Here is a 25,091-nt window from a genome sequence, read left to right on the forward strand (position 1 = left end):
ATCGAGTCCCAGGATTTTATAAAACCAAACTCATTGTTGTCAAAACCGTTTTCATTGCCTCTGCGTTGACTCGATTTCTTTTCGAGCCTTTTTCGATGCGCATAACGTTTGTGTAAGAATTCCGCACTTCGCTTATCATTTTGCCGTCTTTGTTTCAAGCGCGAGTTTCCGAAGAATCTCCTCGATTAGGGGATAGAACTCGGATTCTTCCCTGTCGATTCTGCTTCTGAGATGATCGAGGATCTCTTCCGTTTCGTCCCGAAACAGGGAAAAGTTCATTTCGATCGTAAGGGGATCGGAATACTTGCTCGCGTAGTCGAGAAGCGTATCCTTTAAACCGAACATAGTCTTTTGATATTGTTCGAAAAGGGAAACTAACGTAGGCGAGTTGTGCGTATAACTTTCCATCTTCAGATACAATTCCATATCTTCCACGTTTAGATGGAAAAGCAGGGACGCCGAAAAGATGGAAAGCAATTCGACGAGATGCCCGATGTTCGGGTTTGCCTTATCGATTTCCGATTCGATTTGGTGAGCGTATTCGTTCACGATTTGGTGTTGTTTTTTGAGTTTTCCGATCAGTTCCACGTTCAACTCCTTGAGATTTTTTGATTGAATTTCGCTTTAACATATTCCTCAACCTTCGAAGATTCCAAAGGATAGGAATAAAAATAACCTTGTGCAAAGTTGCAGTTGAGCTCCTTCAAGAGTTCGTGTTGGCTCGGATTCTCCACGCCCTCCACGATGATCGCCTTGTCCATAGCCTGGATCAAATTGATAAGCGAAGAGATGATCGTTTTGCTCGAAGACTTGAAGTAGTTGAACAGGAAGACCTTGTCGAGTTTGATGTAGTCCACCGGAAGGGTCTGCAGTCTTCCCAGGGAAGAATATCCCTTTCCGAAGTCGTCGATCGCAAAGCGGTAGCCGAAGTCCTTCAGAAGAGAGATTACTTTTCCGACCTTGACCAGGTTCGTGTCGAACGAATCCTCGATGATTTCAAGAATGATCGAATCTGGAGAAATTCCGTAGAAGTCGGTCGCTTCCTTAAGAACGTTGAATATCTGTTTGTCGTTCAGTTGTTTCGCGGAAATGTTAAGCGAAATACAGATCTGATTGTCCTTTAGAATCGAAGTGCTGTAGGATTTAAGAGTGTCCCAGATCAACCATTCTCCGATCGTTTTTATAAAACTCGAACTTTCCGCGATCGAGATAAAACTCGCGGGCATTAGCTTTCCTTTTTCGGGATGATTCCAACGTAGAAGAACTTCCATCGAAAGAATCGAATCCTGTCTCAGATCCAAAATCGGCTGATACGCGAGTTCCAACTCATTTCGGTTTAACACTTTTCTTAAATCGATTTCGATTTTGGCGCGTGTAGCGTTCTGTTCGATTGTGTTTCTATCGTAGTGGTAGAAGGAATTCGGCCCGATCAACGCGGATTGTTGAACCGCTTCTTCGAGAATTCTAAGCGAATTCAAGTCCGAATTGACCAGCTGATCGAATTGAGCGTAACCGACGTTTGCGTTTAAGTGAAATTCCCTTTCTCTATACGTGAACGGAAAGGAGAACAAGAGTATGATACATTCCGCGAACCATTCCGCTTCCAACTCGGAATCGATGTTCGAAGTGGCGATCAAAAATCTTTCCGAACCGAGTCGAAAGATCTGATCTCCTTTGGAAATGTATTTCTTAAGTCGATCCGCGATTTTAAGAGCGATGGACTCGTAATAAAAATTATCCTCTTTGTTCAGGATAGAATCCGGATTGGAAAGGGAGATTAAGAATAGAAAGTATTCATTCTTGGATTTATCGTTGTACATCCGATTGTTGCTGTAGATCGAAAGAAAGTAATTCTTATTCGGAAGACCCGTGAAACGATCCTGATAAAACGATTCTTTCGTATCGACTGAAAAGTTCTGTCTGACCGTAAGGAATCGAACCGCGTTGACCTCTTCCAAGTCGTGAACTATAAAGTTCAACATCAGAGTCATATCGTTGAAATAAGCAACGTCGATGACTCCGGATTCCAGCAAAAGACTCGAAAGCCCCGTTTCCTTTTCGTAGGAAATTTCTTTTGTAGATTTGAAGTGGGATAAAAGAGCGTCGTAAATACTTTGAAAATTCGGAGATTGAAGCAAGTTTTCGAAAGTACTATTCGAATACAACAACTCCCAATTTTTGGAAAAGAGTATGATTCCCTCTTTCGAATTATCGGAACAGAATTTAATCGCTCTTCTTAATATAAGAGGAGATACTTGCACGTTGTTAGTCACTTTGCTACCAGCCTATGGCTTAGTAGTTTATCAAAGAGGACGTGCAATGGAAAATGGACTTATAAAACTTTCAATTCAGTCTTATAATACTTTAGTAATCATGGTTTCTTGGTCTTTACGACGGGAATTTGAAATTCTTTTGAATCGATTAAGCGCTGAATAACCGAATCGCTTCCGAAAGATTCGAAGCGGTTTTAAACAACGCCTTGAGTCTTGTCAGCTCCAACATTTTTTCTATTTGAGGCGTTAGGGAATACAACACAAGACCCGCGTTAGGCGTTTTGTTCAATCGAGTTTGCGCTCCGATAAACGTGGCGATTCCCGAAGAATCCATTCCTCTCACGCCCGAAAGGTCTATTAGAAGAATATTAATTTCTTTCTCGATGGAATCGTTGAACGTGTCCTTCAATTTTTTCGCAGAAAAAATATTAATGTCTCCTTGGATCTGAATGATGACGGCCGGTCCGGGGAGCGTTCCCGCGGAGGAAATGTTCTCAATCGTAAGCATCATGTCGTTCGTTTTGTGGCTGATCGTATCGGCTTTGGTTTCCATAAATTCTCCCGTAAAAACATCTTTGTTCAACTTATTTGTTGTCGATCTATAAATTCAATAACAATTGAAAAACAATTATTTGATCTAATTTATACTTCGTTTATAGGCCGATTTTCTTCCATTACTAAAACTGCACAAGAATTAGCAAAATAATTCTCGAACGTGGAAAATAAAACGAATGTGGCAACGAATTATAAATCAATATTATCTCTGTTTTACAATACGAATTGAATTAAGATGAAAGTTTCATATTATGCAGAAGTTTAAAATCCGCTTGTGATCTCCATTATCGTTTGATACAATCCGAAAAAACGGAGAGCAAAATGATATTAGGAAATGATGAAATAGAATTGGTAAGATCTAGTTTCGAAAAAGTTTATACGAATAAGGACGAAGTCGCCACGTTGTTCTACAAAAAACTTTTCGAATTGGAGCCAGGTTATAAGGCGATGTTCAAAGGCGATATGACCGAACAGGGAAGAAAGCTTATGGTAATGCTTAGAACCTTGGTTTCGGGCTTGGGAGATCTTTCCAGTTTGATTCCGGTCATTCAGGACATGGGTAAAAGACATCTTAAATACGGCGTAAAAACCGAGGATTACGACGTCGTCGGCGCCGCGCTTCTCGCCACACTACAACAAGGATTAGGCGAAGAATTCACTCCTAAGTTGAGAGGATTGTGGACCGATATCTATCAGATCGTCGCCAAAACGGCCATCGAAGGCAGTAAACAATAAGACTTCGTACTGATACGAAGTTAGGAAAAACCGTCTCAAAGACGTTTGGTTCGAATCTATGAAAACGAAATCCAAAAGAAAATTCTTTATCGGGATAGGAAGACTCGTACGAAGTCCGCGTGCGGTATTGGCTTTGACCACTCTTCTTTACGCGTTTTTTTTCTGTTACACCTTGTATCGTTTTTTAGATCGAAACGATAGGGCGGCGGAGGAGCTTTATCTCAAAAGAATCGAACAGTTGCAGAAATTGGAATATTCCGTAAGATCGAACGTTCTCATTCATACGGATGTTAGGCTTGTGGAAGTGAACGAGGACGTTTCTCCCTCCATTCTTCTTAGAACCGATTTGATTCGAGACGGACTATCCGAACGAAAAGACGTGCAGACGATCACACTTTTCGGAATGATTACGTTAGGCTTCTTCGTTTTTTTAAACGGATTTTTTTACTACGATTCAAAAGCTCTTTCGGGAAGAATCAAGATTCTGAATCGACAGGTTGAATCCGATTCTTTTCAGCTTTCCACGTTTGCAGAAGAACAACTTATCGATAGCCCGGCCTTGTTGTCCCTCGCCGAAACGATTCAAGAATGCGGAATGAATCTCAAATCGGAAACCGAAACGATAAAAAAACGTTTTATGGAAGTTTCGGATCTTGCGGATTTGATCAACGAAACATCGCATATTCTAAATTCGAAAGTGAATGAAAAACACGAAAGAATTCTCGAGATCCATTCCTTAGCAAACTCCATCAAAAGCGAGATCAGCAATATGGATCGTAACTCGGATTCGTATTACGTTTTGGTTTCCTCCTTGAACGTTGAAATCAAACAACTCGACGAGATGATCGATCGTGTGGGGGACGCGGTTGAGAATTCCCTATTGGGCGTTTCTGCGATGGAAACGAACATAGAAGTGGGCTCGGACACGATCGGTTTGCTCGCGGAGAGCGTCACGAAAATCGAAAACAATTCGAAGGAGATGAAACTCATCACTTCGCTTATCAAGCAGATTTCGGAGCGTGTCAACTTACTCGCGTTAAACGCCGCGATCGAATCGGCGAGAGCGGGCGTTTACGGAAGAGGGTTTTCGGTGGTCGCAAGAGAAATCCGATCCTTAGCCGAAGAAACGGATAAAAGCGCAAAAACGATAGAATCTCTGATTCACAAAAGTTTTCAAGAAGCGAACACGGGTCATTCTCTCGTGGAAAGATCCAAGGACTTATACGAGATCATCATAAACGATCTTAAAAAATTGAAAAGCTCCAGTGATGAAATCGTAAACCTCGTCGAACTTCAAACACAAAAGCGCGCGCGTATAAAATACAGCGGCGATCAGATCGATAGGAAGTCGGACGAGATCTACAACTCGATCAAACAGCACAAAAATGCGAACCTCGGAATGGAGACGCAGATTTCAAAGATTTCACTGATAGCACGGGAAAGTCTGACGATTTCAAAATCTCTAATGGATTATTCGAACAGACTGAATGAAAAGTCGATTCGAATCGATTCCGACCAAAACAAACAAACACTAACACAAGAAGAATCTGGTTAAGATACGAAGACGGATAAAGGTGAGAGAAGAAACATGCAAATCGAAGTTTATAAGAAACAAAACGAGATACTCAAGAAGTTGGTGATAGAGTTGATCCGCATTTTAAGAAGCGATTCCGCAACGGATAGGGTCAATGAAGTCCTGGATATTCTTGCGACCTTAAATGCGAAATTGAGCGAACACATGATGATGGAATCCAATCTGATTCTTCTCGAATTTTTACCCGAGGAGAAACTTAGAGACGAGCAGTATGAGTTTTGTACGAAACCCGCAAGGAACGAACTGAAGAATCGAGTCCGTACTTACGTTACGAAATGGTCCCTTCCATCTTTGATCCTAGAGAAGCCGTCTCAGTTTATCAAAGATTCGAATGAGCTGATGGACATACTGTATATACGCATTCAGAACGAAATAGAACTTCTATTTCCGATATTGATCAACGTTACTTATGCGGTTCGTGAGAAGATCGGATAAAACAAGTTATGGAGTAAACATCGGGGTTTGTTCTTGAATACATGTCGATCGTTCCTTTCGGTTAACGTAAGCGATCTTTGAAGTGAAAAAAAACGGGCTATATTTTGTTGGTCATTTGAATCGTTAGTGAGGAGTGAAGGTAAATATCTTATTAATTGGAACGATTGATATGAATTAAGAATTCTTCATGAATTGAAAATCGAATTATAAAAGAAGAAATTCAAGTGTGGAAGTTGAAACTATGTTGAATACGATAGAATGGTTACTACGGGAAGATCTGCTGAGTGAGATCGCGAGGTTTGGAGCGTTTTTCGCATTGATCATCGGCATCGGACGTTTGATTAAGGCCAAAGGACAGATCGATTATTTTCTTTCGGCGCTTTTGGTTCTTACGGCGATCTTTCAATACTTCGACGAAAATACGATCAATTCGGTTTCTTATAACTGGATGAAGCGGTTCCTATTTCAGATCGACTTAATAGCGTTATCGACCGCGGGCATTTTGGTATATTTGATTTCCATAATGGTCTTTACGAAATATTCGAAACTGCCCTCGAAATACTATTGGAATCTTATTCCTCCCATAGTCCTTTCCATACCGGTCGCGAGTTTATACGATCAACAGAGCAGATTCGAATTTGGAATGTTTCTCTATCTTACGGACATGTTCGTGATGGTCTACGTGGGAATCGCGGTCTATCGTATGTTCACGAACCACGTATTCGATTTTAGAAGCGCAAAGTCCAAGGTGCTCGCGGGTTTGGTCTTCACCGTTTCACTTTGTGCCTTGCTTGAAATCGTAGGGATCTTTATGGACAGTAAGGTTCTCGTGTTGCTTTCGGGCGTGGTTACCACTTTCGAGATCGTCTACTTCTACTATATCAGCGTATATTTTCAGGATTTGTTAAGCGACGAGACCACGGCCGAGGCGCAGAAGAATACTCCGAAAAAATCGATCCTCGGGGATATAGACATAGAGGCTTTGGAGAAACAACTCAACTATCTGATTCACGAGGAAAGAATCTATCTCGACGAGGATATCAGACTTCCGAGCGTCGCCGAAGAACTCGGAGTATCAGTACATCAGTTGTCTTCTTACCTGAACGATCATAAGGGGATCAACTTCAACAATTACATCAACCAATTCCGAGTGGAAGAGGCTAAGATGATTTTGATCAACGATCCGAGCCGTTCCGTGATTTCGGTGGGAAATGCGGTCGGTTTCAATTCGAATTCGGTTTTTCACAGGGCTTTCCTAAGGGAAACCGGAATGTCTCCCAAAAAATTCAGAGAAGCGCATTTGTTTAAAAAACATTCGTATACTCTAAATTAGAATTCTTGAATGAAACAACTTCTTCTTTTATTTTTCGGTTTTGCGTTCTTCGGGGCCTGTTTCGTAAAGGCTCCGAAAAATCCGCTCAGTGATTCGATTCTAAACATGTTGATCTATCGTTGCAGGGTCGGGATCGATCCCGGTTGTGGAGCGGGGGGGAAGGATCCGAATCAACCCGTTTCCGATCCTACGGAAGCGGGAGTCTGTTCGGATACTCCTTTGCAAGTCATACAACCGAGCGAATGGAGCAAGGTTCAGGCCGAACTGCAAGCGCAAGCGAGCAAGGGAAGTAGCGGACCTCCGACCGCTACCACGTTCGGAATTGTAACGGAAAGCGCCGCGTATACGGGAGCGGTTCTTGCAAAGAACGGAAAGATCTATCCGATACCGAGTTCGGCTACGGCATTTGTTGAATTGGATCCCGATACACAAATCTTTACACCTTTTGCGCCCGCACCGGGATCGCTTACATTTTCGTGGTTCGGAGGAGTTTTGGCTCCGAACGGAAACATAGAATTGATTCCCATAGGTGCGTCAACATTTGCATCCCTCGATCCGATTGCACATACCGTAACAAACTACGGAACTGCTCCGGGCGGATCTGCGTTTGCGGGAGGTACGATGGCGCCTAACGGTAAATACTATCCTGCACCTTATTCTTCGACAACGTTCGCCATGATCGACCCGATTGCTCGAAGCCAAGTTAATTTCGCGACCGTACCTTTGAACCCCGGATATTCCGGAGCGGTGCTCGGACCGAACGGAAAAATTTATCTAGTACCGGCAAGAGCAAGTCAATTCGCCGAACTCGATCCGACTACCAATGCGAGAACGGATTTTTCATCCTTTATTTTCAGTTTCGATGGTAAATGGTCGGGAGGGGCGATTGCGCCTAACGGAAAAATTTATGTTGCCCCGGATAATTATACTTTCTTTATGAGAATCAATCCGGAAGTGCCTTCATTCACTTTGTTGGATCCGGCTCCCGGCGGTATCAATCAATATTCCGGGATGGTGCTCGCGCCGAACGGAAAGATCTACGGAATTCCGTTTGCGGCAACTTCCTTTGTGGAAATCGATCCGACTACGGATACCTTCACGTATTTCGGAACCGCACCCGGAGGAGGAGCGTGGATGGGAGGGATTTTGGCGCCGAACGGAAAAATCTACGGGATTCCCTACAACGCGGGCGCTTTTGTGGAGATCGATCCCAAGGCAAACGGAAGAATCTGCGACGCCATCCTACAATCCGCGTATCTCAACAAATTCTAAACTGAAAAATTATAAATTCTTTATATTCCAAAAATAGAGTCTTCTAAATCGAAATCGAATTGCGGATTCAAATCTTCAGATCGCGTGCGTTTTTAAACCCGTGAATTTTCCCTGACCCAGAAGCTCCACGTTTTTATGAAACTTTTCTCGTTCGCCCGGAAAGGAAGACTTACCTACCAATTCCAATCCGAGTAGAAGATTTCCGATTTCGTCATAAGAAACCCAACGAATCGCGCCGAAGACCTTAAAGTAACCTTGCATCCGAATATAAATATCGAAAACAAAACCAGTGTGTTTCGGAAGAGTTTGGATGAGATGAGGTTCCGTGATTTTAATGCAGATTCCGTTGTTGGAAATATCCACGATCGGAAATTTTTCGGTCGTCAAAACCGTGTTGGATTCCTTGATTCGCGCCACCATCTCTTTGGCAAGTTCCGAAAGTTTACCGATCGTATCCGCGCCGAGAGTTTTTTCCTTATTCTTCACCCAGATATAGCCGAGAGGAATTGCCTGTCTGGAATGATTGACGTAAACGATCGGATAGATGATTTCGGAAATAATCTTTTCGTCCTTGTATTTCCGCATCATCGAAGGAATTTCTTCATGGATCTGATCTTCTATGTCGATTTGATTTTCGTTTTTTGATCTATAAGATTCTTCTAATGAAGTGTTTTCTATATGAATGAACTTCTTCGTTCTTTTTACCAGCTCGAACTTCTCGTCCTGATCGGATTTAAAAACGTCGATCTCGATCAAACCGAGGTGATCCGTTTTTAATTTCGTTTTGTAATCCTCGAAACTAACCTTGACCAAGGTGGGAATGTTGAATAAGGAGGCGTCGATCACTGTCTTGGAAGAATTGATATTGGTGACATGGGCCGCGTCTTCCGCGACCGAATATCTCGGAAACGCGCGGTTGGATTTTGCGATCGAGATTTTATTTACGCTGAGTTCCACGAGCCCGGGGTTGATCGATTTTAAAAAAATGCATTCCAATTGAACATACTTGGCGAGAATTCGATAGAGGACGATTTTCTCGTTTTCAGAAAGTCCCTTTTCACCCGACAGTTCAACTAAAATTCTTTCACCTTCGTCTAGGTATTTTTGGATAATTACGGATTCTTTCTCTGTGTCGCCTTTTATAATTAAACTCTGCTTCAATAGATGTTTTTCTATAATATGCTTTCTTTGTTCCGGAGAATCAATCACGTCTAAATCTCTGATTTTCATTTTATTCGTATGCATAGAATCCATCCTACAAAAGCTTACTCACCTACAAATAGAAGCAACATAGGATAGGATGGCTCATGAAATTGGTAAATATAAAATTTCCTAAGCGACTTTTCAAATTATAGGATCGATAATTTGATATTGAATTTGGGAAGATTATAGAATGAAAAGAAAGAGGAGGAATATTCCGAGAGGGATGTTGTTCGTTCCTAGTTTAGAATCACGTTATGTGTTTTGATACGATCTTACGTTCAAAACCGTTTCTAAAGGAACATAAAAAGGTTCGTTCTAAAGTAAGAATCTTTTAAGAAGAAAGTTCTTCCGGTAAAAGTCGGATCTTATACTTAGAGGCCATCTTTTTTAAGGATTCGTCATCGATGGAATGAATGTTCTTTCCGTTGTGACGGTTTTCCACCGTTAAAACGAAAATCGTATAACCGAACTCGGAAGCGATTTGAAAGTAGGGTTCCATTTCCCAGGAAAGAGTAAACGTGTTGTCCAAGAAAATCTTTGAGGTTCCATTCTCCGCTTCCTTTCGCGCGCGCTCCTCGCAGAGTTTATACGCGAGATGATTCTCCTTATAATCGAATCGATATTGCCCCGTTGAAGAATCCGTAAAATAATCATCCACGCTTAAAACGGGGTATTTCCCGTTTTCTGATAAGATTTTTGCGAGTGTGCTTTTTCCGGCTCCCGGAAGTCCTCGGATCAGGATGATGGACTTGGCTTGGTCTGCGTTCATTTCTTTTACTTTACAAATACGTTGAATCTGTTTAGCCTATAGGAAACATCCAGCAGGAAATTCTTCGCTTGTTGTAAAGCGGGGACAAAAGAGGTTTAGGAGAAGAATGAAATATTTAGAAACGGAACAAGTCATTCCTTCCAAGGGAATGTCTTATACAATGTACGAAGTGGAAGGCGAGGATCAGATCCAAAAGATGATGACTTACATTCCCAACACGGACGAAATTCATATCTATCCGAAACCTCCGGTCAAAAAATTGTATAAACCGGAACTTTGTAAGGTAATCGATGAAGTCGTTTTTTCGGAACTTTGGAAATTGGGAGAAGAAAGAAAAGCGGCTAAGTAAAAAGGAAGTGAGTTCTGGCCTCGGAGAGAATCGAACTCCCGACACAAGGATTTTCAGTCCTCTGCTCTACCGACTGAGCTACAAGGCCGAACTCATGGACAGCATAGAAAAACAGTCCTCACTGTCAACGAAAAAGATCGGAAACTCCTCATTCTCCCCGGACGCTTTCCGGGAGAGGTAAAATGTCTTCCTCTTCCAAAATCTGCGACCCGAGCCTTCGTGAAGAAGAAAGAATGAAGATGGTCGATTCTCAAATTGTTTCTCGCGGGATACGAAATAAGGAAATTCTTTCAGCGATGCGTTCGATTCCAAGAGAATGTTTCACGCTCGCTTCTCATTCTTCTCAAGCTTACGAAGACAAACCTTTGCCCATCGGTTTTCATCAAACGATTTCGCAACCTTTTATGGTCGCTTGGATGTCTCTGCTTCTCGAGGTTCGGAAGGGAGATCGGATTTTTGAAATCGGAACCGGCTTCGGTTATCAAAGTGCGGTTTTGATTTTTTTAGGGGCGAAACTTTTTTCGGTAGAGTTCTTCGATTCTTTGCATAAGTCTGCGGTTGAGAATTTGGAACGTTGGAATTCGGGTTGTACGAGTTCGAATCGTTTCGTGAGTGGAAGCGCTCCTCAGGTTCTCGGTCCCGATCTTCAATTTGATAAAATGATTTCTTGCGCGGCTCTTCCCGATCTTCCGAGTGTGGGGAGTTCCTACTTTCAATCCTTGGTTCCCGGTGGGATTTTTATTTTTCCTTTGGGGCAAGAAGAACAGTTTTTGATGATTGGAAGAAGAACCTTGAACGGTTGGTCCTTTGCGTCGAAGGGTGCGGTGAAGTTCGTTCCTTTGTTGTAGTCGGAATGCTTGGTAGGGAGTTCCTACGATTTTTCGTGTTATGTCGGCCCCCACCCGAATTTGGGCGGTGGTGGTGGGCTTTGTGGGAGAATTGCGGAGGATTTTCTATATCAAAAAAACAGCATGAAGTCAAGTCGAATCGTGTTGTAGGAACTCCTACAGAAATTTCAAAGTTCGTTCAAAAGAATTTGATATCTTTCAACTTCTCTTTCTAAGGCTTCGGCCTGTTTGCGGTAACGATCGGACTGAGATTTGCTCGCCAAAAACTTTCCTCCAGTAGAACGTCTGGAGAGCTCCCGCAATTCTTCCGCTCTCGCGGCTTTTTGTGCAGAAACGGCGCGTAGATAATTGGCAACCGCAGTCTTTTGTTCTTTGGTTACCGCACTTTCGATCAAAGCTTTTTCCATCAGTCTTTGTTCCGTCTCTTCGGAGATCGCAAAGTTAGAATTCGAAACAAGAAAAAAAGCCAAAAGGAATAGGGATGTTAAGATGCTTCGTGATTTCATAAATAGCCTATGGCCTTCTATCATTTAGACGCCATGGTTTTAAAGGGGGTTCTTTCTGAATCGTTCTTTTTGTTTCATTGGAGCGTTTTAGATCTTAGGTTTTAAAGGTATAAGGTGAAATCGTTATCTTTCTTTTCTTCAGGCTTGTGTTTGATTTGAAGAAAGGAGAATTTTCGCTTTTTGAAAGCGCGCACAGAGTTCCCGCACGAAACGAACGATTCTCAGTTGACGGAACTCCGTATTCCAAATCGGATCTTTTACTGCCTTTATTCTAAAATCCTCGAACGCTCTTTTGTCGCACTTGAATGCTCGCGGGCGCGACGTTTTTTGGACTTGGACGAGAATGTATTCGATTTAGAATATTCTATAAATTGAATGTAGTTCGACGAAATTCCGGTTTGCATTTTGGGTTTTAGTTTTTTTCGAAACGACGTAGTTTGCGGGTTTTCAATTCCCGTTTTTGCTTCAATTCTTTCTTCTCTTAACAAACAGGATTCGGTAAAAAAGGGTTTTGGCTTGTTTCCTTAGATTTTAGGGATGTGGATAAATTTCTTATTTACAGTCCTTTTCAGGGTTTGATTCTCCTTTAGAGCGTTTTCCGAACGTCGTTTTCCACCCGGAAAAGCTCCCATTCCCGATACGAACGGATAAAAGAAGAGATAAATATGGATCTATTGAACCCCAAAAAAACGGAATTCAAACATCTGGATGAAAAATCCAGAAACATCATGAAGCGGACGATCGCCTTTTTTGAAAAGAAAGGAAAGAATAAACTGAAAGAAGACGATCGCAATCAGGCTTGGTACGGCGACTTTCTCGAGTTTCAAAAACAGGAAAAGGTTTTCGCGACTCTGATGACTCCCGCGGGTTACGGCGAAAGCGATTCTCGATGGGATACGACTCGTATCTGCGACTTCAACGAGGTCGCCGGTTTTTACGGTCTTTGTTATTGGTATACTTGGCAGGTTACCATGCTCGGACTCGGTCCGATCTGGAACAGTAAGAACGAAGAGATCAAACATAAAACCGCAAAACTTCTTCAGGAAGGAGAAATCTTCGCGTTCGGTCTTTCCGAAAAAGAACACGGAGCCGATTTGATTTCCAGCGATATGTCCTTGGAGAATAAAGGCAACGGCGATTACATCGCAAACGGAAGAAAATATTATATCGGAAATTCGAACAAGGCCGCGATCGTTTCCACGTTCGGTAAGATGAAAGATACCGGTAACTACGTTTTCTTCGCGGTCAACTCCGGTCATAAGAATTACGAACTCGTTCAAAACGTGGTTAACTCCCAAAGTTACGTGGGAGAATACGCGTTGAAGGAATATCCGATTCAGGAAAAGGACATTCTTTCCAAAGACAGAGAGGCTTGGGACGCTTCTTTGAGTACGATCGCCGTTTGTAAATACAACTTAGGTTGGGCTTCCATCGGAATCTGCACTCATTCTTTTTACGAGGCCCTCAATCACGCTTCCAAAAGAAAACTTTTCAATCGTTACGTGACCGACTTCTCCCAAATCAAACAGATGTTCGTCGACGCGTATTGCAGACTTTTTTCGATGAAACTTTTCGCCGCAAGAGCGAAGGATTATATGAGATCCGCGTCCGCGACCGACAGACGTTATCTTCTCTTCAATCCTATGGTTAAGATGAAGGTTACGATGCAGGGAGAAGAGGTGATCAATCTTCTTTGGGACGTGATCGCCGCGAAAGGTTTCGAAAAGAATATGTATTTCGAAATGGCGGCGAAAGATATCAGAGGTCTTCCTAAACTCGAAGGAACCGCTCACGTAAACATGGCCTTGATCATCAAGTTCATGAACAACTATTTCTTCGAATCGAATTCTTCCCTTCCGGTGATTCCGAAGATCGACGAATTTAAAAACGACGACTTCCTTTTCAACCAAGGAACAACTTCGAAAGGTTTCGAAAAGATCACCTTTCACGATTACAATAAAGTCTACGCGAGCGTGGATCTTCCGAACGTGAAAATCTTCAGAAAGCAGATCGAAGTATTGAAGGACTTTTTGAAATCCACCCCACCCGATTCTAAACAATCCAAGGATTTGGATTTTATGCTGATTCTCGGAGAATTGTTCGCGTTAGTCGCTTATGGACAGCTTTTGATTGAGAACGCGGCGATCGAAAAAGTGGAAGACGATCTTCTCGATCAGATTTTCGATTTTATGGTGAGGGATTTTTCCAAATACGCGCTTCAGCTTTATTCAAAAAGAAGCAGTACGAAAGAACAGATGGAAAAATGTCTTTCTATGATTTATAAACCGGTGGAGAACGAGGAACTTTTCAATCGCATCTGCGCTAAGGTTTATTCTTACAAAGACGCCTACGAAATGGCTCCCTAAAACGCGGAGAAATTTGTAGGAACTACCACAAACTTACCTCAGGACTTCGGCGGAGCTCCGTTGAAGTCCGCTGATCTCGAAAGAATCTGCAGAATTTCGCGGAAAATTCGCAGAGTTCCCGCGTTTTCTACATTTGAATCAAAGCTCGTGTTTGTAACCGGCGCGAAAAACCTGACCACCGACTTGAATCGGATACGCGGGAGTAGGGGATAGATTCAGAACGGTTCCCAAGGATTGACTTGTGGTCGAATCCATCTTGGACGCGAATACGGTTTCCACTTCCAAAAACACGTGACCCTTATCCGTGATTCTCGCCTGAGTTCCGATCAACCAGTGGGGAGAAAAACCCGAAATTCTAAACTGTGTATTCTCGCGAACGGAAGGAGGATCGGGTCCGTCCTTTAAAAGATCCCGAACCAATGCCAATTGAGGAACGCTCGGAACAAGAGCATCTAACGTGTCGTTGATCGTCTTGGAATCGTTTCTTCCGCGGATTCCCCAGCCGCCCGTATAATAATTCAAACCGGCGCCCATATAAATCGAAGTGTCTTCGGTGACGTTGATTTTGATTCCGATCGTCGCCGGAATGATGATCGATTGAAAGTTCCAATTCGCGTCGATAAAACGATAACCGATAAAGCTGGCCTTTGTGATTCCACCCGCGATTTTCTGCGTGTAGTTTGCGGAGATTCTCCAGAAAAAATACTTCGCGAAATCCTTTTCGAAACCGGCCATGATACTGCCGCCGACCATCGCACCTTGCGCGCTTTCCACTTGAAAAACTCCGCCCGTGGTTCTTTCGATCGTAAGAAGTCTATTTTCGGGAACGACCAATCTTCGAAGCGCGACCCCGTTGACCGTTCCGCTCGAGTTGCAACCCGCTTTGGTCGCGTCGCAAGGATTTGAAGATTGAACCGGATAGTATTGCGCGGAATTGATCCCGTCTTTTGTGATGACTTCTCCCATGTTTCCCAAATCGAATTGAAGACCGAGTCCGGTGACGAAGTATGATTTTGCGGAGACGTTTTTACAAAGGAAGAATAAGGATAACAGAAGAATCGTCTTCCAAGAAGACGCCTTTCGAATCAAGATTGAGGGTTTGTTGAGAATCATTTACGCTTTAAAGAACAATCCGAAAATTAGGAAGCTAAATTCGGAGACGCTCCTGTCAAGGTTCTTCAATATTTTTTTGACCTATCTATCTCGGTGCGCACGATCGGAGTCGTCGTTGTAGTCTTATTTTATATTCAGATTCTACAAAGCCTTAACCTTCGAAGGCATAAAAAAAGGCCCTCCGAGGAGAGCCTTTTTACAAATGAAATTCTTAAGAATAAATCTTAGAGTTCGTGTTTGTAACCGAATCTGTAGATTTGTCCACCGACAACGATTGGATACGCAGGGTAAGGAGAAAGGTTAGAAGCTCCCCCTACGGACTGAGTTTTACCTACAGCGTAAGCCGCAGACATGATCGTTTCGAGTTCTAAGAATACGTGACCTTTATCGGAAATTCTTGCTTGAGTTCCGATCAAGAAGTTAGGAGCGATACCGGAAGCTCTAAATCTTGTGTGCTCACGAGTAACCACAGGATCAGTTCCGTCGCTCAACAAGTTTGCAACGCTGGTAAGTCCAGCCGCAGTCAATGCGTCGTATCCGGATTTAATGTTGTTCATTCCGTTCAAAGACCATCCACCGTTGAAGTAGTTCAAACCGGCACCCATGTAAACTGCCGCGTCTTCAGTTACGTTCAATTTGATACCTACAGTAGCAGGAATCACGATAGAGCTGAATCCCCAAGTGATGTCTACGATGTTGTAACCTAACATATCAGCTTTGGTAACCCCACCGGAAATCTTTTGAGTGTATTCAGCCGCAACTCTCCAGAAAAAATACTTAGAGAAATCGGACTCGTAACCTACCATCAAGTTACCACCGACCATTGCGCCTTTAGTTGACTTTGCGTTAACCAAACCGCCGGTAGTTCTGTCGAGAGTGATCAGTCTGTTTTCAGCAGGAATCGCTCTTCTTGGAGCAACCCCAACGTAAGTTCCAGTTCCTGCCGCTTTGGAAGGATCTTGGATACAACCTGCATCCGCACCAACGGAACAAGTATTGGAAGAACGGACAGGACCGTAATAACTTGCGGCGTCCAAACCGTCTTTAGTGATAGTTCCACCTAATTGACCCAGGTCTAATTGAAGACCGAATCCTACAACTGCGTATGATTTTGCGCTTAAGCTTGCAACCGACGACAACAGTACGGCTAGGACAAGCAACACCTTACTCATGTTACGAACCATTGATAACTCCTTACTCACGATTCAATTTGAATTTGATTGTGTTTCCGGAAGTTGTATCTATTTCCTGAATCCCGGACACAGGGTGAAACTTTAGAAGTTCGCGGATTAGTGTCAAACAGGATTTAGCGAAAAGGCTGAAAAGTTCCCAAAATTCTAAAAAGTGAGTGATAATTTTTTAACTTATTTATAACAAATGTTATGCATTTGTATTCGTTTGTTCATCCGAATTGCGACGAAAAAATTCCCCACAGTCCTTGAGGGATTTTGGAAAAACCGATTCTATTTTTTGAGTTCGAAGCCTTTTTTACTCTGAGTGTTATAAATGAAGACTGAGCATTTCCGAAAGTGGGCAGACAACGAAATTCTTTCGCAACTACCTTGTTAGGTTAGACACCGAAGGTCTTTTTCTACTTGTCATCGGATTCTTTCCGTGGGATTCTACTTTTGAAACCGTTGGGGGTGGGGCTTTATAAGCCTCTGAGAGAGTCCCCGGAACCTGATCAGGATAAGGCCTGCGTAGGAAAACGGATCAGTTAAATTCTTATTTTGAGAGTTATCGCGCAATTGCTCGAGGACTTTCTAATTTGATTTTTTTCGATATCTAGTTTTTAACAACGTCCACTTTACCTCAGTTCCATCTCCAAACCGGCGGTCAGGAGAATGTATGGAACCCACTCAAGAATTTCAAGTCCCACTCAAAACGATCCGTCTTACAGACGGCACCGAATACAAATCGTATCATACGGAAGGAGCGCTTTCCGATCGAACCCCTTCCGATTACAAAAACGGAATCGCACCTCTTCGTAAGGAATGGATTCAAAAACGTTTGGATCGGGGCGACACGAACCATTCTCAGATGTATTACGCGAAAAAGGGAATCATCACCGAAGAGATGCGTTATGTGGCCATTCGGGAGAATATGAATCCGCAGTTCGTTCGTTCCGAGATCGCGTCGGGCCGCGCGATTCTTCCTTCGAACCGAAAACATCCCGAACTCGAACCGATGATCATAGGAAAGAATTTTCTCGTAAAAATCAACGCGAACATCGGCAATTCCGCGCTCGGTTCTTCGATCGAAGAGGAAGTCGAAAAACTTCACTGGTCCGTCAAATGGGGGGCCGATACCGTGATGGATCTTTCCACCGGAAAAAACATTCACGAAACGAGAGAATGGATTTTGAGAAATTCTCCCGTGCCGATCGGAACAGTTCCCATTTATCAAGCCCTCGAAAAGGTGAAAGGTAAAGCTGAGAATTTGAATATTCAAGTTTTCTTGGAGACTCTCGAGGAACAAGCGGAACAAGGTGTGGATTATTTTACGATTCACGCGGGAGTTCTTCTACGTTATATTCCTTTTACCGCAAATCGTGTGACCGGAATCGTTTCCAGAGGCGGATCGATTTTGGCGAAGTGGTGTCTCGCTCATCATAAGGAGAATTTTTTATACACCCACTTCGACGAGATTCTGAAGGTTATGAAAAAATACGGGGTTTCATTCTCCCTTGGCGACGGTTTACGTCCGGGTTCCATCGCGGACGCGAACGATAAGGCTCAGTTCGGCGAATTGGAAACTTTGGGCGAATTGACTTCTCGCGCTTGGGAAGAAGACATTCAAGTGATGATCGAAGGTCCGGGTCACGTTCCTATGCATCTCATCAAGGAGAATGTGGATCTTCAGATGAAACTTTGTAAGGAAGCTCCGTTTTACACGTTAGGCCCTCTTGTTACGGATATCGCTCCGGGTTACGATCATATCACTTCCGCGATCGGCGCCGCGATGATCGGTTGGTTCGGAACGGCTATGCTTTGTTATGTGACTCCCAAAGAACACCTCGGCCTTCCAGATAAGGAAGACGTGAAACAAGGAGTGATCGCTTATAAGATCGCGGCGCACGCGGCGGATCTTGCGAAAGGTCATCCGGGTGCGATCGAACGAGACAATCTTTTGAGTAAGGCCCGTTTTGAATTTCGTTGGGAGGATCAGTTCGCGTTGTCCTTAGATCCGGAAACCGCAAAGTCCTTTCACGATGAAACTCTTCCTCAGGATCGTATGAAAACCGCACACTTTTGTTCGATGTGCGGTCCTCATTTTTGCTCGATGAATCTCACTCAAGAATTGAGAAAGTTCGCGGAAGAAAAAGGAATCGAAGAATCGAAGGCCGTCGAGATCGGAATGGAAGAAAAGTCCAAGGAATTTTTAGATCAAGGCGCGGAGATTTATAGCGCTCCTTGATTGTGGGAACTCCTGCAGGTTTCATGAATGTTTTACTTTGAATGCGAAAGAATGTAGGAACTACTACGTTTCAAAGTGGAATATGCGAGATCTGTTATGGTCATCACTTGGTCCGACAAACAAAGCCGGGCCAAAATTACATTGACGAACCGCGCAATTTTACTCGGAGACGATATTCAAAATCTGTTCTCCGAGATCGATCCTTCCGTCCGGGGTGCGAATCGTGGAACGAACTACGTCCCCCGGTTGAAGGTATTGTCGTCGTTTGCTCTGACCTTTGACGAACAATTTCCATTTTTTCTTTTCGGGTAAAAGACTTGCAAGATTTTGAATAAACTTTCCGGGGGCGAGAAGGGCGCAACCGGAAGGGGTTCCCGTCAACAAAACGTCTCCCGGTGAAACATTACAAAATTCTGATAGTTCCAAAATGCTTTCGGTAGGATTAAAAACCAGATTGGAAGCCTTATCTTTTTGACGGACTTCTCCGTTTACGGAAAGAGTCAGTTCCAAAGAACCCAAAACTTCGAAGTCGCCCGGATCCAAAACGGTGAGATAAGGACCGGAAGGACAAAAGGTTCGATACGACTTTCCCTTATACCACTGCATTTGCGGAAGTTGTATGTCCCTCGCGGAAACGTCATTCGCCATAAAGAACGCGGCGACGTATTCGCTTACGTTTGAGGAATTCTTTGCAAGAGGTTGATCGAAACCTTTTCCGAACACAAGACCGAGTTCGATTTCATAATCTAAAAGTTTTACGTGCGCGGGCCGAACGACTTCTCCGATCGGAACAGAAAGGGAAGCGTCCGATTTTGTGAAGAATAGATTGTAATTTTTTTCGTCCGGATCGAGGCCCGATTCGATCAGATGTTGTCTGTAGTTGGCACCTTGACAGAGGATCTGACACGGGGCCGTGATCGGAGAAAGGATCGAAACGTTTTTTAAAGAAAGACTTTGCGTTTTTGTTTGTATCTTTGTCTTTGCGGACTTCTTTTTGATTCGAACGAATTCGAGAAATTCCTTTGTGGATAAGTCTCCGCAGTTTAACGGGAGAACGTTTTTATTTCCGCCTTCGATTTTTCCCCAGTCGATCTGATTCTTTTTGTAAAATCGAATATAGTTTGTCGCCATAAGTGTAAAGCCCGCCTAAAGTTTTTCGAATCGATTGCAACTTAAAAAAAATGCAACGATTGTTCCGACAAATTATTTCCGGATTAAAATTCTGTTTGTAAAATATACAGGTTCGATGACTGGAGCGCCTTAACGAAGTAGAAAATCTTTTTGAGAATCGATCGCTCTTCTCGATTCCTTCAACGGATTCAACATCATAAAAACGTGAAACGCGTCCGGATATTCTTCGTATCGAATCGAAACGTCGTTTTCCTTACACTTTTCGTAAAACTTTCGAATGTCCGGTAAAAGAATATCCGCGGTTCCACTTTGCATCAGGATCGGAGGTAATCCCTTTACGTCTCCGTAAATCGGGGAAATCAAAGGATTTTTTAGATTCGCGTTAGGCGCGTATTGAGCGGCCGCATCGACCAAGAACTTTTTAGTAAGCATAGGATCTTCTTTGGCGACGAGGTCCACGTTCGGATTGTCCATATTCAAATCCAACCAAGGAGACATGAGAATCAAACCTTGCGGAAGAGAGGATTTGGTTTCTCTAAGACGAAACGTGATCGCAAGAGCCAAACCTCCGCCTGCGCTGTCGCCTAACAAAAACCAACGATCGGTGAGAGAACCGTTCTTTTGAAGTTCATGGATCAACTCCAAAGAACCTTCCAGTCCGTTCGGAAACGGAAACTCCGGCGGCATTTTGTAATCGATCACGAGTGCCGCCATCGAAGTTTTTCGAATCATCCTTGAAACGTATTTCCACTGAGTTTCATAGGGACCTTTGATATACCCGCCTCCGTGAAGATAGACGAGAATTCCTTTGGAGGAATTTTTACGATCGAGCCAAGTCGCGGTCGTGTTCTTGACTTTGATAATTTCCACTGCGTGATCCAGTGCGACGTTTTTCGGAGGTAGGGGAGAATTCTTTCGGATTCTTTCCATGATATCCGTGTTGCGCATCACGAATTTGACGATAGGAAGAGGATTCCACAAGGACCAAAGCAGAAGCGCGAGTAAAAACGCGGAAAGAGCCGCAACGGACGCGTATCGTATCGAATACTTTTTCATTTTATTCTTCCGTATAACAACGATTAATGGACTTTCGCCTTCGCGATCATCTTCGCGAAAATTCCGGGGAAGAATTTATACATAAAAATTCCGAGTCTCTCGCGACTTCCGGCTATGACGATCTTATGTTTTTCTTCCGCGATTCCGTCCAGAATTCTGCGGGCACATTCGTCGGGCGCGATTCCCTTTTCGATCACCTCGTCCATTTTTCCCTGTTTACTTCCGTCGCCTTTGAGAGCGTTGTTGGAAATTTGAGTTCTGATAAAACCCGGATAAATCAGGGAAACCTTTACGTTCTCCTTTATATTTTCGGCGCGTAAGGATTCGTAAAATCCGGTGAGAGCGGCCTTGGTCGCGCTGTATCCGCTTCGAAGAGGAACTCCGAACAAACCTGCGACGCTTGAAATCGATGCGATCGTTCCACCGTTTTGTTTGCGGAGAATCGGAAGAACTGCGAGTGAAAGCGCGATGTTTCCGAAGTAGTTCACGTCCATGAGTTTTTCATACGTATCCAACGAAGTTTCGTACGTATAAGAACGCTGACTGATTCCTCCGTTGTTGATCAGAACGTCGATGCGTTGAAACTGATCGGTTACTTTTTTCGGAACGTTCTTTAGTTTTTTATAATCTTCTAAATCTAAGGGAAGAATCAAACTGTTCGTCTTCGTGAGTCCGCATTCTTTTTTGACTCGTTCCAATTCCTTGATTCTTCTCGCGGAAAGGACGATCTTTGCTCCTCTTTTTGCCGCTTCCTTTACGAGTTCCTCTCCGATTCCGGAAGAAGCGCCCGTGATCCACACCACTTTGTCTTTATAAAATCCTTCGTTCATTGCAAATCCTCACAAAAGGAAAGGTTTTCTAAGAATGGAAAAGGATTTCAAGAATTCTTCCGTGCCGAACGGAATTTTAATGCGAAGAATCGCCTATCGGAACCAAGACGATCCGCCGTATTTTTAATGAAAGGGAGGTTCGAAAATCGGATTTAAAATCGATCAGTCGTTTTTGTCCAATGCGTGCATTTCTATATCCAACGCATGAACCGAAAGATGAATTTCCAAAAGACAAATACAAAGCGATACGACCAAACAAAGAAGAGCCAATCCGAAAAGAATCCAAGCGGTTTGTTGCAGATCGAACGCGAGAACGGTCAGACAAGAAGTGCAGGAGAGTAAACTCAAAACTCCCATACTTTGTGTGTGTCGAATCAAAGAAAGACGAAAGCGAAGATTCTGAATCTGTGAAAGAAGATCCGGATTTTTATTCTCCTGATACTTTCCGATGAGTTGTCTTGCAAGGTTCGCGAGACCCAAGAAACGATTTGTATAGGCGAGCATCAAAAGGGAAATCGCGGGAAACAACAAACCGGGCGTATTGAAAGATAGGGGAGTCATTTCAAACTTAGAATCGAACGGAGGATCTCTCTGTAAAGTTTCATTTTTTTCGGAACAAAGACATTCTTCGTCGAAAAAATCTCGCCTGAATTCTTATCTATGATAAGAATACAAAAGGCAAAAGTATGAAACCAGAACCAACTCAGCTTCAAAAACCGGATCTTACGATTCATAGAATTTTCGAAACTCTCAGCGTGATCGCTTTCGTTTTTTTATCCGTCTATTTGGGCTTTCGGCTTTTTCAAATCCTTGAGAACGATTCCGTTTCGAATTCGTATCTGACCTGGGCGATTCCTTCGGTCGTTTTGTTGTCCTGGCTCGGTGCGGATTTTATATCGGGTTTGGTTCATTTTTTGGGGGACAGCGTCGGTTCCGAAACGACTCCGATTTTCGGTCCGGCTTTTATCTTCCCGTTTCGAGATCATCACGTCGATCCCAAGGGAATCACGAGACACGATTTTATAGAAACGAACGGAAACAATTGTCTGGTTTCCCTTCCTATATTAGTATATTATGTTTTCTTTTGGGAATCGTCCGGCGTGATCAGTTCTCTGATCGCTTTGTTTTGGTTCTTTCTTTTGTGGGGAATTTTTGCGACGAATCAGATTCACAAATGGGCGCATCAGGATTCTCCGAACGTTTTTGTGAAAACATTACAAAAATATAAACTGATTTTGGGTCCAGTTCACCACAAGGTTCACCACACCCCGCCTCACGACACGTATTTCTGCATCACGACCGGTTGGTTGAATCCGATTTTGAAAAGTTTGAAGTTTTACGACGCGCTTCGTTGGATTCTTCGGATTCCGCCCGCGATCAAAACGGAAACGATAACCGAACCGTAACGGGAACGCAGGCCAGAAGGAAATAACCTTCTCCGAAAATTCTATAGACTTGATTTTTCTGAAAAGAATTTTCGAAAAGAAGAATCTGAGTCGGAATCCAATAACCCAAACTCAGAAATAAAAATTCGGGAAGAATCGATCCTTGGTTTTTCCCGATCCAAAAAAGATTCAAACCCATGCCGATTGCGGCTAACGTAAATACGGATTTTTTCAACGTGTTCGGCGAGATCCGTTTTAGAATGGATTCCGCGTTTTCCTTTCGGTCGATTTCCCTTTCCATATAAGAATTCACGAACGAGTTGCACAACGCCGCGATAAAAAACAACGAACAGGGAATCCAGGTTTCCGAGAACGTATTCTCGGTTAAAAGGATCGGTCCGAACCAAACCCCCGCCGTATAAAGAACCGCGACCGAACATTCCTTCCAAAAAAAGGAAACTTGCAAATACGCAAATACCACGTGCAGAAATACGAAACTTCCTATGATCAAAGCGACGGTCCAAACCCATTCTCGAAGAAACAGAATTCCACAAACGAAACAAACGATCGCCGTGAGCAAGGTCGCAATACTTAAGAAAATTCTGTTTTTATAATGGAACGTATGGCGTTGATTTTCGCTTTTTTCGCGCAGTTTCCAGCCGTCCACGAGATGGTCCGCGCTGTAGATCACCCAAACGGCGGCGGGTAACAAAAACCAAAATGCGGTTCTCATTTTGGTATGGAGAATGGAGGAAGCAAACCAAGCCGAGGCTACGGAGCCGCACACTATGTCCACGCTCAATACATTCCAATAGTAGAATATTCTTTTGAAGAATGCGCGGATCATTTTTTCTGAAGACGGAGTTCGATTCCTTCCTTTTGAAAACGGGAATGAAGCAGTTTGATGAATTCGTGTTTGATCGGGAACTGATCCGTGAACTCGAGCGAAGGAAGAACGACCTTAAAGTCGATCGAATTCTCCCCAAACTTTTGATAAGCGAAGGAGACTTCCTGAGAAGACGGCGTCTTGTAGAATTTTCCGAGAACTTCCTTTCCGATTTCGATCGAAAGGGATTCCACCTTTTCCAAATCGGATTGATAAGCGACTCCGACTTCTATCTGAATCGAAAATTCTTTCGTGGGTAGATCGAAGTTAGTAAAAACCGAGGAAGCCATCACCGAGTTTGGAACCACGATCGTGCTGTTGTTGAATCTTCGGATCGTAGTACTTCTCCAAGTGATGTCTTGCACGTAACCTTCCAGATTCTCCCCTTGAAGCCGAACGTAATCGCCTTTTTTGAGTTGTTTGCCGAGCAGAATACTTAGGCCCGAGAATAAATTCGAAAGAGTGGGTTGCAATCCCAATGCGACCGCAAGACCTCCGACTCCGAGAGCTCCTAAGATCGGCGCGATCGAAATTCCGAGCGATTGTAAAACCAAAAGGACGCCAATGGCGAATAACGTGATTCGGATTACGTTGCTGATGATGGACGCGGAAGAGAGCAAACCTTCCGTTTTTTCGGAATACGTTTCGAACACGGCGGAAAAAAGATGAACGAGCGCGAACGTCAAAAGGATGATCGAAAGAATTCTGAATCCTAAAAAGAGGGATTCTCCGGAAACGGAAATCGGTTTTAAGAATTGAAGAAACAAAAAGGACGCGAGCAGAAAGAACAATAAGCGGATGATTCTTCTTCCCGCTTTATAAAGAGGATGTGAACTCGGAATTTTATTCTGAAACAAAACGCCGGACAATCGTGGAACGATTCTATCCCCCAATATATAACCGAAAAATAATACGAATAGAAAAATTCCCGTCGCCGTTCCGAGCTCCGTTAGAAATTCCTTCGAGAACCAGGTCTGCGGAAAGTTCCAATCCATGAAACATAGTTTTCAGTCGAATCCCAATCGTGCAAGGCCA

The 25,091-nt window shown here is 43.4% G+C and carries 24 protein-coding genes, 1 tRNA gene and 1 riboswitch; of the genes, 10 read left to right on the forward strand and 15 right to left on the reverse strand.

What is annotated here, in order from left to right:
* Nucleotides 1-135: 135 nt before the first annotated feature.
* The 3 genes from CH367_RS02920 to CH367_RS02930 all read right to left on the reverse strand — a co-directional run bounded on the left by CH367_RS02920 (nucleotide 136) and on the right by CH367_RS02930 (nucleotide 2,826).
* A complete protein-coding gene (locus CH367_RS02920) occupies nucleotides 136-588 on the reverse strand; it encodes a hemerythrin domain-containing protein (RefSeq protein ID WP_165783197.1) in 453 nt (150 codons plus the stop codon).
* Between the two features lie 2 nt (nucleotides 589-590).
* A complete protein-coding gene (locus tag CH367_RS02925; RefSeq protein ID WP_100761331.1) occupies nucleotides 591-2,261 on the reverse strand; it encodes a GGDEF domain-containing phosphodiesterase in 1,671 nt (556 codons plus the stop codon).
* 160 nt (nucleotides 2,262-2,421) lie between these two features.
* Nucleotides 2,422-2,826, reverse strand: a complete 405-nt coding sequence (locus CH367_RS02930) for an STAS domain-containing protein (RefSeq protein ID WP_100761332.1) — start codon at nucleotides 2,824-2,826, stop codon at nucleotides 2,422-2,424.
* A gap of 323 nt (nucleotides 2,827-3,149) precedes the next feature.
* On the opposite strand from CH367_RS02930, the gene CH367_RS02935 reads away from it, so the two are divergent.
* The 5 genes from CH367_RS02935 (at nucleotide 3,150) to CH367_RS02955 (ending at nucleotide 8,197) form a co-directional block, all read left to right on the forward strand.
* Complete coding sequence (locus tag CH367_RS02935; protein WP_244284451.1) at nucleotides 3,150-3,563, forward strand: globin family protein; 414 nt, start codon at nucleotides 3,150-3,152, stop codon at nucleotides 3,561-3,563.
* Nucleotides 3,564-3,621: 58 nt separating this feature from the next.
* The gene (locus CH367_RS02940) at nucleotides 3,622-5,118 is read left to right on the forward strand and encodes a methyl-accepting chemotaxis protein (RefSeq protein ID WP_100760979.1); all 1,497 of its coding nucleotides are present in this window, start codon (nucleotides 3,622-3,624) and stop codon (nucleotides 5,116-5,118) included.
* 33 nt (nucleotides 5,119-5,151) lie between these two features.
* Nucleotides 5,152-5,592 (forward strand): hypothetical protein, encoded by a 441-nt coding sequence (locus CH367_RS02945; RefSeq protein ID WP_100760980.1) that lies wholly within the window; start codon nucleotides 5,152-5,154, stop codon nucleotides 5,590-5,592.
* Between the two features lie 244 nt (nucleotides 5,593-5,836).
* The gene (locus tag CH367_RS02950; protein WP_165783213.1) at nucleotides 5,837-6,925 is read left to right on the forward strand and encodes a helix-turn-helix transcriptional regulator; all 1,089 of its coding nucleotides are present in this window, start codon (nucleotides 5,837-5,839) and stop codon (nucleotides 6,923-6,925) included.
* Between the two features lie 9 nt (nucleotides 6,926-6,934).
* Nucleotides 6,935-8,197, forward strand: a complete 1,263-nt coding sequence (locus CH367_RS02955) for an NHL repeat-containing protein (RefSeq protein WP_100760982.1) — start codon at nucleotides 6,935-6,937, stop codon at nucleotides 8,195-8,197.
* Nucleotides 8,198-8,272: 75 nt separating this feature from the next.
* On the opposite strand, the gene CH367_RS02960 is transcribed toward CH367_RS02955, so the two are convergent.
* Nucleotides 8,273-9,451 (reverse strand): DUF1577 domain-containing protein, encoded by a 1,179-nt coding sequence (locus CH367_RS02960; protein ID WP_165783198.1) that lies wholly within the window; start codon nucleotides 9,449-9,451, stop codon nucleotides 8,273-8,275.
* A 280-nt stretch (nucleotides 9,452-9,731) separates the two neighbouring features.
* Nucleotides 9,732-10,169: an ATP-binding protein gene (locus tag CH367_RS02965; protein ID WP_100760984.1), complete on the reverse strand. Its 438-nt coding sequence runs from the start codon at nucleotides 10,167-10,169 to the stop codon at nucleotides 9,732-9,734.
* Nucleotides 10,170-10,275: 106 nt separating this feature from the next.
* Here CH367_RS02965 and CH367_RS02970 point away from each other — a divergent pair, with 106 nt between their 5' ends.
* Nucleotides 10,276-10,518: a hypothetical protein gene (locus CH367_RS02970; protein ID WP_010573842.1), complete on the forward strand. Its 243-nt coding sequence runs from the start codon at nucleotides 10,276-10,278 to the stop codon at nucleotides 10,516-10,518.
* Nucleotides 10,519-10,533: 15 nt separating this feature from the next.
* Here the strand turns inward: CH367_RS02970 and CH367_RS02975 are convergent.
* Nucleotides 10,534-10,606: transfer RNA gene (locus CH367_RS02975), tRNA-Phe, on the reverse strand.
* A gap of 94 nt (nucleotides 10,607-10,700) precedes the next feature.
* On the opposite strand from CH367_RS02975, the gene CH367_RS02980 reads away from it, so the two are divergent.
* A complete protein-coding gene (locus CH367_RS02980) occupies nucleotides 10,701-11,366 on the forward strand; it encodes a protein-L-isoaspartate O-methyltransferase family protein (protein WP_100760985.1) in 666 nt (221 codons plus the stop codon).
* A gap of 167 nt (nucleotides 11,367-11,533) precedes the next feature.
* Here CH367_RS02980 and CH367_RS02985 read toward each other — a convergent pair whose 3' ends face one another.
* Nucleotides 11,534-11,872, reverse strand: coding sequence for an LIC10421/LIC12816 family protein (locus tag CH367_RS02985; RefSeq protein WP_165783199.1), 339 nt, complete (start codon nucleotides 11,870-11,872; stop codon nucleotides 11,534-11,536).
* A 665-nt stretch (nucleotides 11,873-12,537) separates the two neighbouring features.
* Here CH367_RS02985 and CH367_RS02990 point away from each other — a divergent pair.
* On the forward strand, nucleotides 12,538-14,238 hold the full coding sequence (locus tag CH367_RS02990; RefSeq protein ID WP_100760987.1) for an acyl-CoA dehydrogenase family protein: 1,701 nt from the start codon (nucleotides 12,538-12,540) through the stop codon (nucleotides 14,236-14,238).
* A 138-nt stretch (nucleotides 14,239-14,376) separates the two neighbouring features.
* On the opposite strand, the gene CH367_RS02995 is transcribed toward CH367_RS02990, so the two are convergent.
* Entirely contained in the window at nucleotides 14,377-15,327 is a 951-nt protein-coding gene (locus CH367_RS02995; RefSeq protein WP_425268795.1) for a porin OmpL1, read from the reverse strand.
* A 248-nt stretch (nucleotides 15,328-15,575) separates the two neighbouring features.
* A complete protein-coding gene (locus tag CH367_RS03000) occupies nucleotides 15,576-16,535 on the reverse strand; it encodes a porin OmpL1 (protein WP_100760989.1) in 960 nt (319 codons plus the stop codon).
* A gap of 445 nt (nucleotides 16,536-16,980) precedes the next feature.
* Nucleotides 16,981-17,075: riboswitch (TPP riboswitch) on the forward strand.
* A 124-nt stretch (nucleotides 17,076-17,199) separates the two neighbouring features.
* Here CH367_RS03000 and thiC point away from each other — a divergent pair.
* Entirely contained in the window at nucleotides 17,200-18,768 is a 1,569-nt protein-coding gene (thiC, locus tag CH367_RS03005) for a phosphomethylpyrimidine synthase ThiC (RefSeq protein WP_100760990.1), read from the forward strand.
* 159 nt (nucleotides 18,769-18,927) lie between these two features.
* Here the strand turns inward: thiC and CH367_RS03010 are convergent, their stop codons facing one another.
* The 4 genes from CH367_RS03010 to CH367_RS03025 all read right to left on the reverse strand — a co-directional run bounded on the left by CH367_RS03010 (nucleotide 18,928) and on the right by CH367_RS03025 (nucleotide 22,346).
* The gene (locus tag CH367_RS03010; protein ID WP_100760991.1) at nucleotides 18,928-19,899 is read right to left on the reverse strand and encodes a fumarylacetoacetate hydrolase family protein; all 972 of its coding nucleotides are present in this window, start codon (nucleotides 19,897-19,899) and stop codon (nucleotides 18,928-18,930) included.
* A 129-nt stretch (nucleotides 19,900-20,028) separates the two neighbouring features.
* The gene (locus CH367_RS03015; RefSeq protein ID WP_100760992.1) at nucleotides 20,029-20,955 is read right to left on the reverse strand and encodes an alpha/beta hydrolase; all 927 of its coding nucleotides are present in this window, start codon (nucleotides 20,953-20,955) and stop codon (nucleotides 20,029-20,031) included.
* A 23-nt stretch (nucleotides 20,956-20,978) separates the two neighbouring features.
* Nucleotides 20,979-21,785, reverse strand: coding sequence for an SDR family oxidoreductase (locus CH367_RS03020; protein WP_100760993.1), 807 nt, complete (start codon nucleotides 21,783-21,785; stop codon nucleotides 20,979-20,981).
* Between the two features lie 162 nt (nucleotides 21,786-21,947).
* The gene (locus CH367_RS03025; RefSeq protein WP_100760994.1) at nucleotides 21,948-22,346 is read right to left on the reverse strand and encodes a DUF2721 domain-containing protein; all 399 of its coding nucleotides are present in this window, start codon (nucleotides 22,344-22,346) and stop codon (nucleotides 21,948-21,950) included.
* A 125-nt stretch (nucleotides 22,347-22,471) separates the two neighbouring features.
* On the opposite strand from CH367_RS03025, the gene CH367_RS03030 reads away from it, so the two are divergent.
* Nucleotides 22,472-23,191 (forward strand): fatty acid desaturase CarF family protein, encoded by a 720-nt coding sequence (locus CH367_RS03030; protein WP_100760995.1) that lies wholly within the window; start codon nucleotides 22,472-22,474, stop codon nucleotides 23,189-23,191.
* On the opposite strand, the gene CH367_RS03035 is transcribed toward CH367_RS03030, so the two are convergent.
* Both CH367_RS03035 and CH367_RS03040 read right to left on the reverse strand, forming a co-directional pair.
* Nucleotides 23,163-24,017: an LA_0991 family prenyltransferase-like protein gene (locus CH367_RS03035; RefSeq protein ID WP_100760996.1), complete on the reverse strand. Its 855-nt coding sequence runs from the start codon at nucleotides 24,015-24,017 to the stop codon at nucleotides 23,163-23,165. The two genes, CH367_RS03030 and CH367_RS03035, sit on opposite strands and share 29 nt — an antisense overlap.
* The gene (locus CH367_RS03040) at nucleotides 24,014-25,051 is read right to left on the reverse strand and encodes a mechanosensitive ion channel family protein (protein ID WP_100760997.1); all 1,038 of its coding nucleotides are present in this window, start codon (nucleotides 25,049-25,051) and stop codon (nucleotides 24,014-24,016) included. The genes CH367_RS03035 and CH367_RS03040 overlap by 4 nt, the downstream gene beginning before the upstream one ends.
* Nucleotides 25,052-25,091: the final 40 nt, after the last annotated feature.

The sequence above is a fragment of the Leptospira barantonii genome (assembly GCF_002811925.1).
Lineage (GTDB): Bacteria > Spirochaetota > Leptospiria > Leptospirales > Leptospiraceae > Leptospira > Leptospira barantonii.

Excerpts from the sequence above, each read along its gene's own strand:
- CH367_RS02930 (WP_100761332.1), bottom strand. The coding sequence starts at position 2,826 with ATGGAAACCAAAGCCGATACGATCAGCCACAAAACGAACGACATGATG.
- CH367_RS02935 (WP_244284451.1), top strand. The coding sequence starts at position 3,150 with ATGATATTAGGAAATGATGAAATAGAATTGGTAAGATCTAGTTTCGAA.
- CH367_RS02940 (WP_100760979.1), top strand. The coding sequence starts at position 3,622 with ATGAAAACGAAATCCAAAAGAAAATTCTTTATCGGGATAGGAAGACTC.
- CH367_RS02945 (WP_100760980.1), top strand. The coding sequence starts at position 5,152 with ATGCAAATCGAAGTTTATAAGAAACAAAACGAGATACTCAAGAAGTTG.
- CH367_RS02955 (WP_100760982.1), top strand. The coding sequence starts at position 6,935 with ATGAAACAACTTCTTCTTTTATTTTTCGGTTTTGCGTTCTTCGGGGCC.
- CH367_RS02960 (WP_165783198.1), bottom strand. The coding sequence starts at position 9,451 with ATGGATTCTATGCATACGAATAAAATGAAAATCAGAGATTTAGACGTG.
- CH367_RS02965 (WP_100760984.1), bottom strand. The coding sequence starts at position 10,169 with ATGAACGCAGACCAAGCCAAGTCCATCATCCTGATCCGAGGACTTCCG.
- CH367_RS02970 (WP_010573842.1), top strand. The coding sequence starts at position 10,276 with ATGAAATATTTAGAAACGGAACAAGTCATTCCTTCCAAGGGAATGTCT.
- CH367_RS02980 (WP_100760985.1), top strand. The coding sequence starts at position 10,701 with ATGTCTTCCTCTTCCAAAATCTGCGACCCGAGCCTTCGTGAAGAAGAA.
- CH367_RS02985 (WP_165783199.1), bottom strand. The coding sequence starts at position 11,872 with ATGAAATCACGAAGCATCTTAACATCCCTATTCCTTTTGGCTTTTTTT.
- CH367_RS02990 (WP_100760987.1), top strand. The coding sequence starts at position 12,538 with ATGGATCTATTGAACCCCAAAAAAACGGAATTCAAACATCTGGATGAA.
- CH367_RS03000 (WP_100760989.1), bottom strand. The coding sequence starts at position 16,535 with ATGGTTCGTAACATGAGTAAGGTGTTGCTTGTCCTAGCCGTACTGTTG.
- thiC (WP_100760990.1), top strand. The coding sequence starts at position 17,200 with ATGGAACCCACTCAAGAATTTCAAGTCCCACTCAAAACGATCCGTCTT.
- CH367_RS03010 (WP_100760991.1), bottom strand. The coding sequence starts at position 19,899 with ATGGCGACAAACTATATTCGATTTTACAAAAAGAATCAGATCGACTGG.
- CH367_RS03015 (WP_100760992.1), bottom strand. The coding sequence starts at position 20,955 with ATGAAAAAGTATTCGATACGATACGCGTCCGTTGCGGCTCTTTCCGCG.
- CH367_RS03020 (WP_100760993.1), bottom strand. The coding sequence starts at position 21,785 with ATGAACGAAGGATTTTATAAAGACAAAGTGGTGTGGATCACGGGCGCT.
- CH367_RS03025 (WP_100760994.1), bottom strand. The coding sequence starts at position 22,346 with ATGACTCCCCTATCTTTCAATACGCCCGGTTTGTTGTTTCCCGCGATT.
- CH367_RS03030 (WP_100760995.1), top strand. The coding sequence starts at position 22,472 with ATGAAACCAGAACCAACTCAGCTTCAAAAACCGGATCTTACGATTCAT.
- CH367_RS03035 (WP_100760996.1), bottom strand. The coding sequence starts at position 24,017 with ATGATCCGCGCATTCTTCAAAAGAATATTCTACTATTGGAATGTATTG.
- CH367_RS03040 (WP_100760997.1), bottom strand. The coding sequence starts at position 25,051 with ATGGATTGGAACTTTCCGCAGACCTGGTTCTCGAAGGAATTTCTAACG.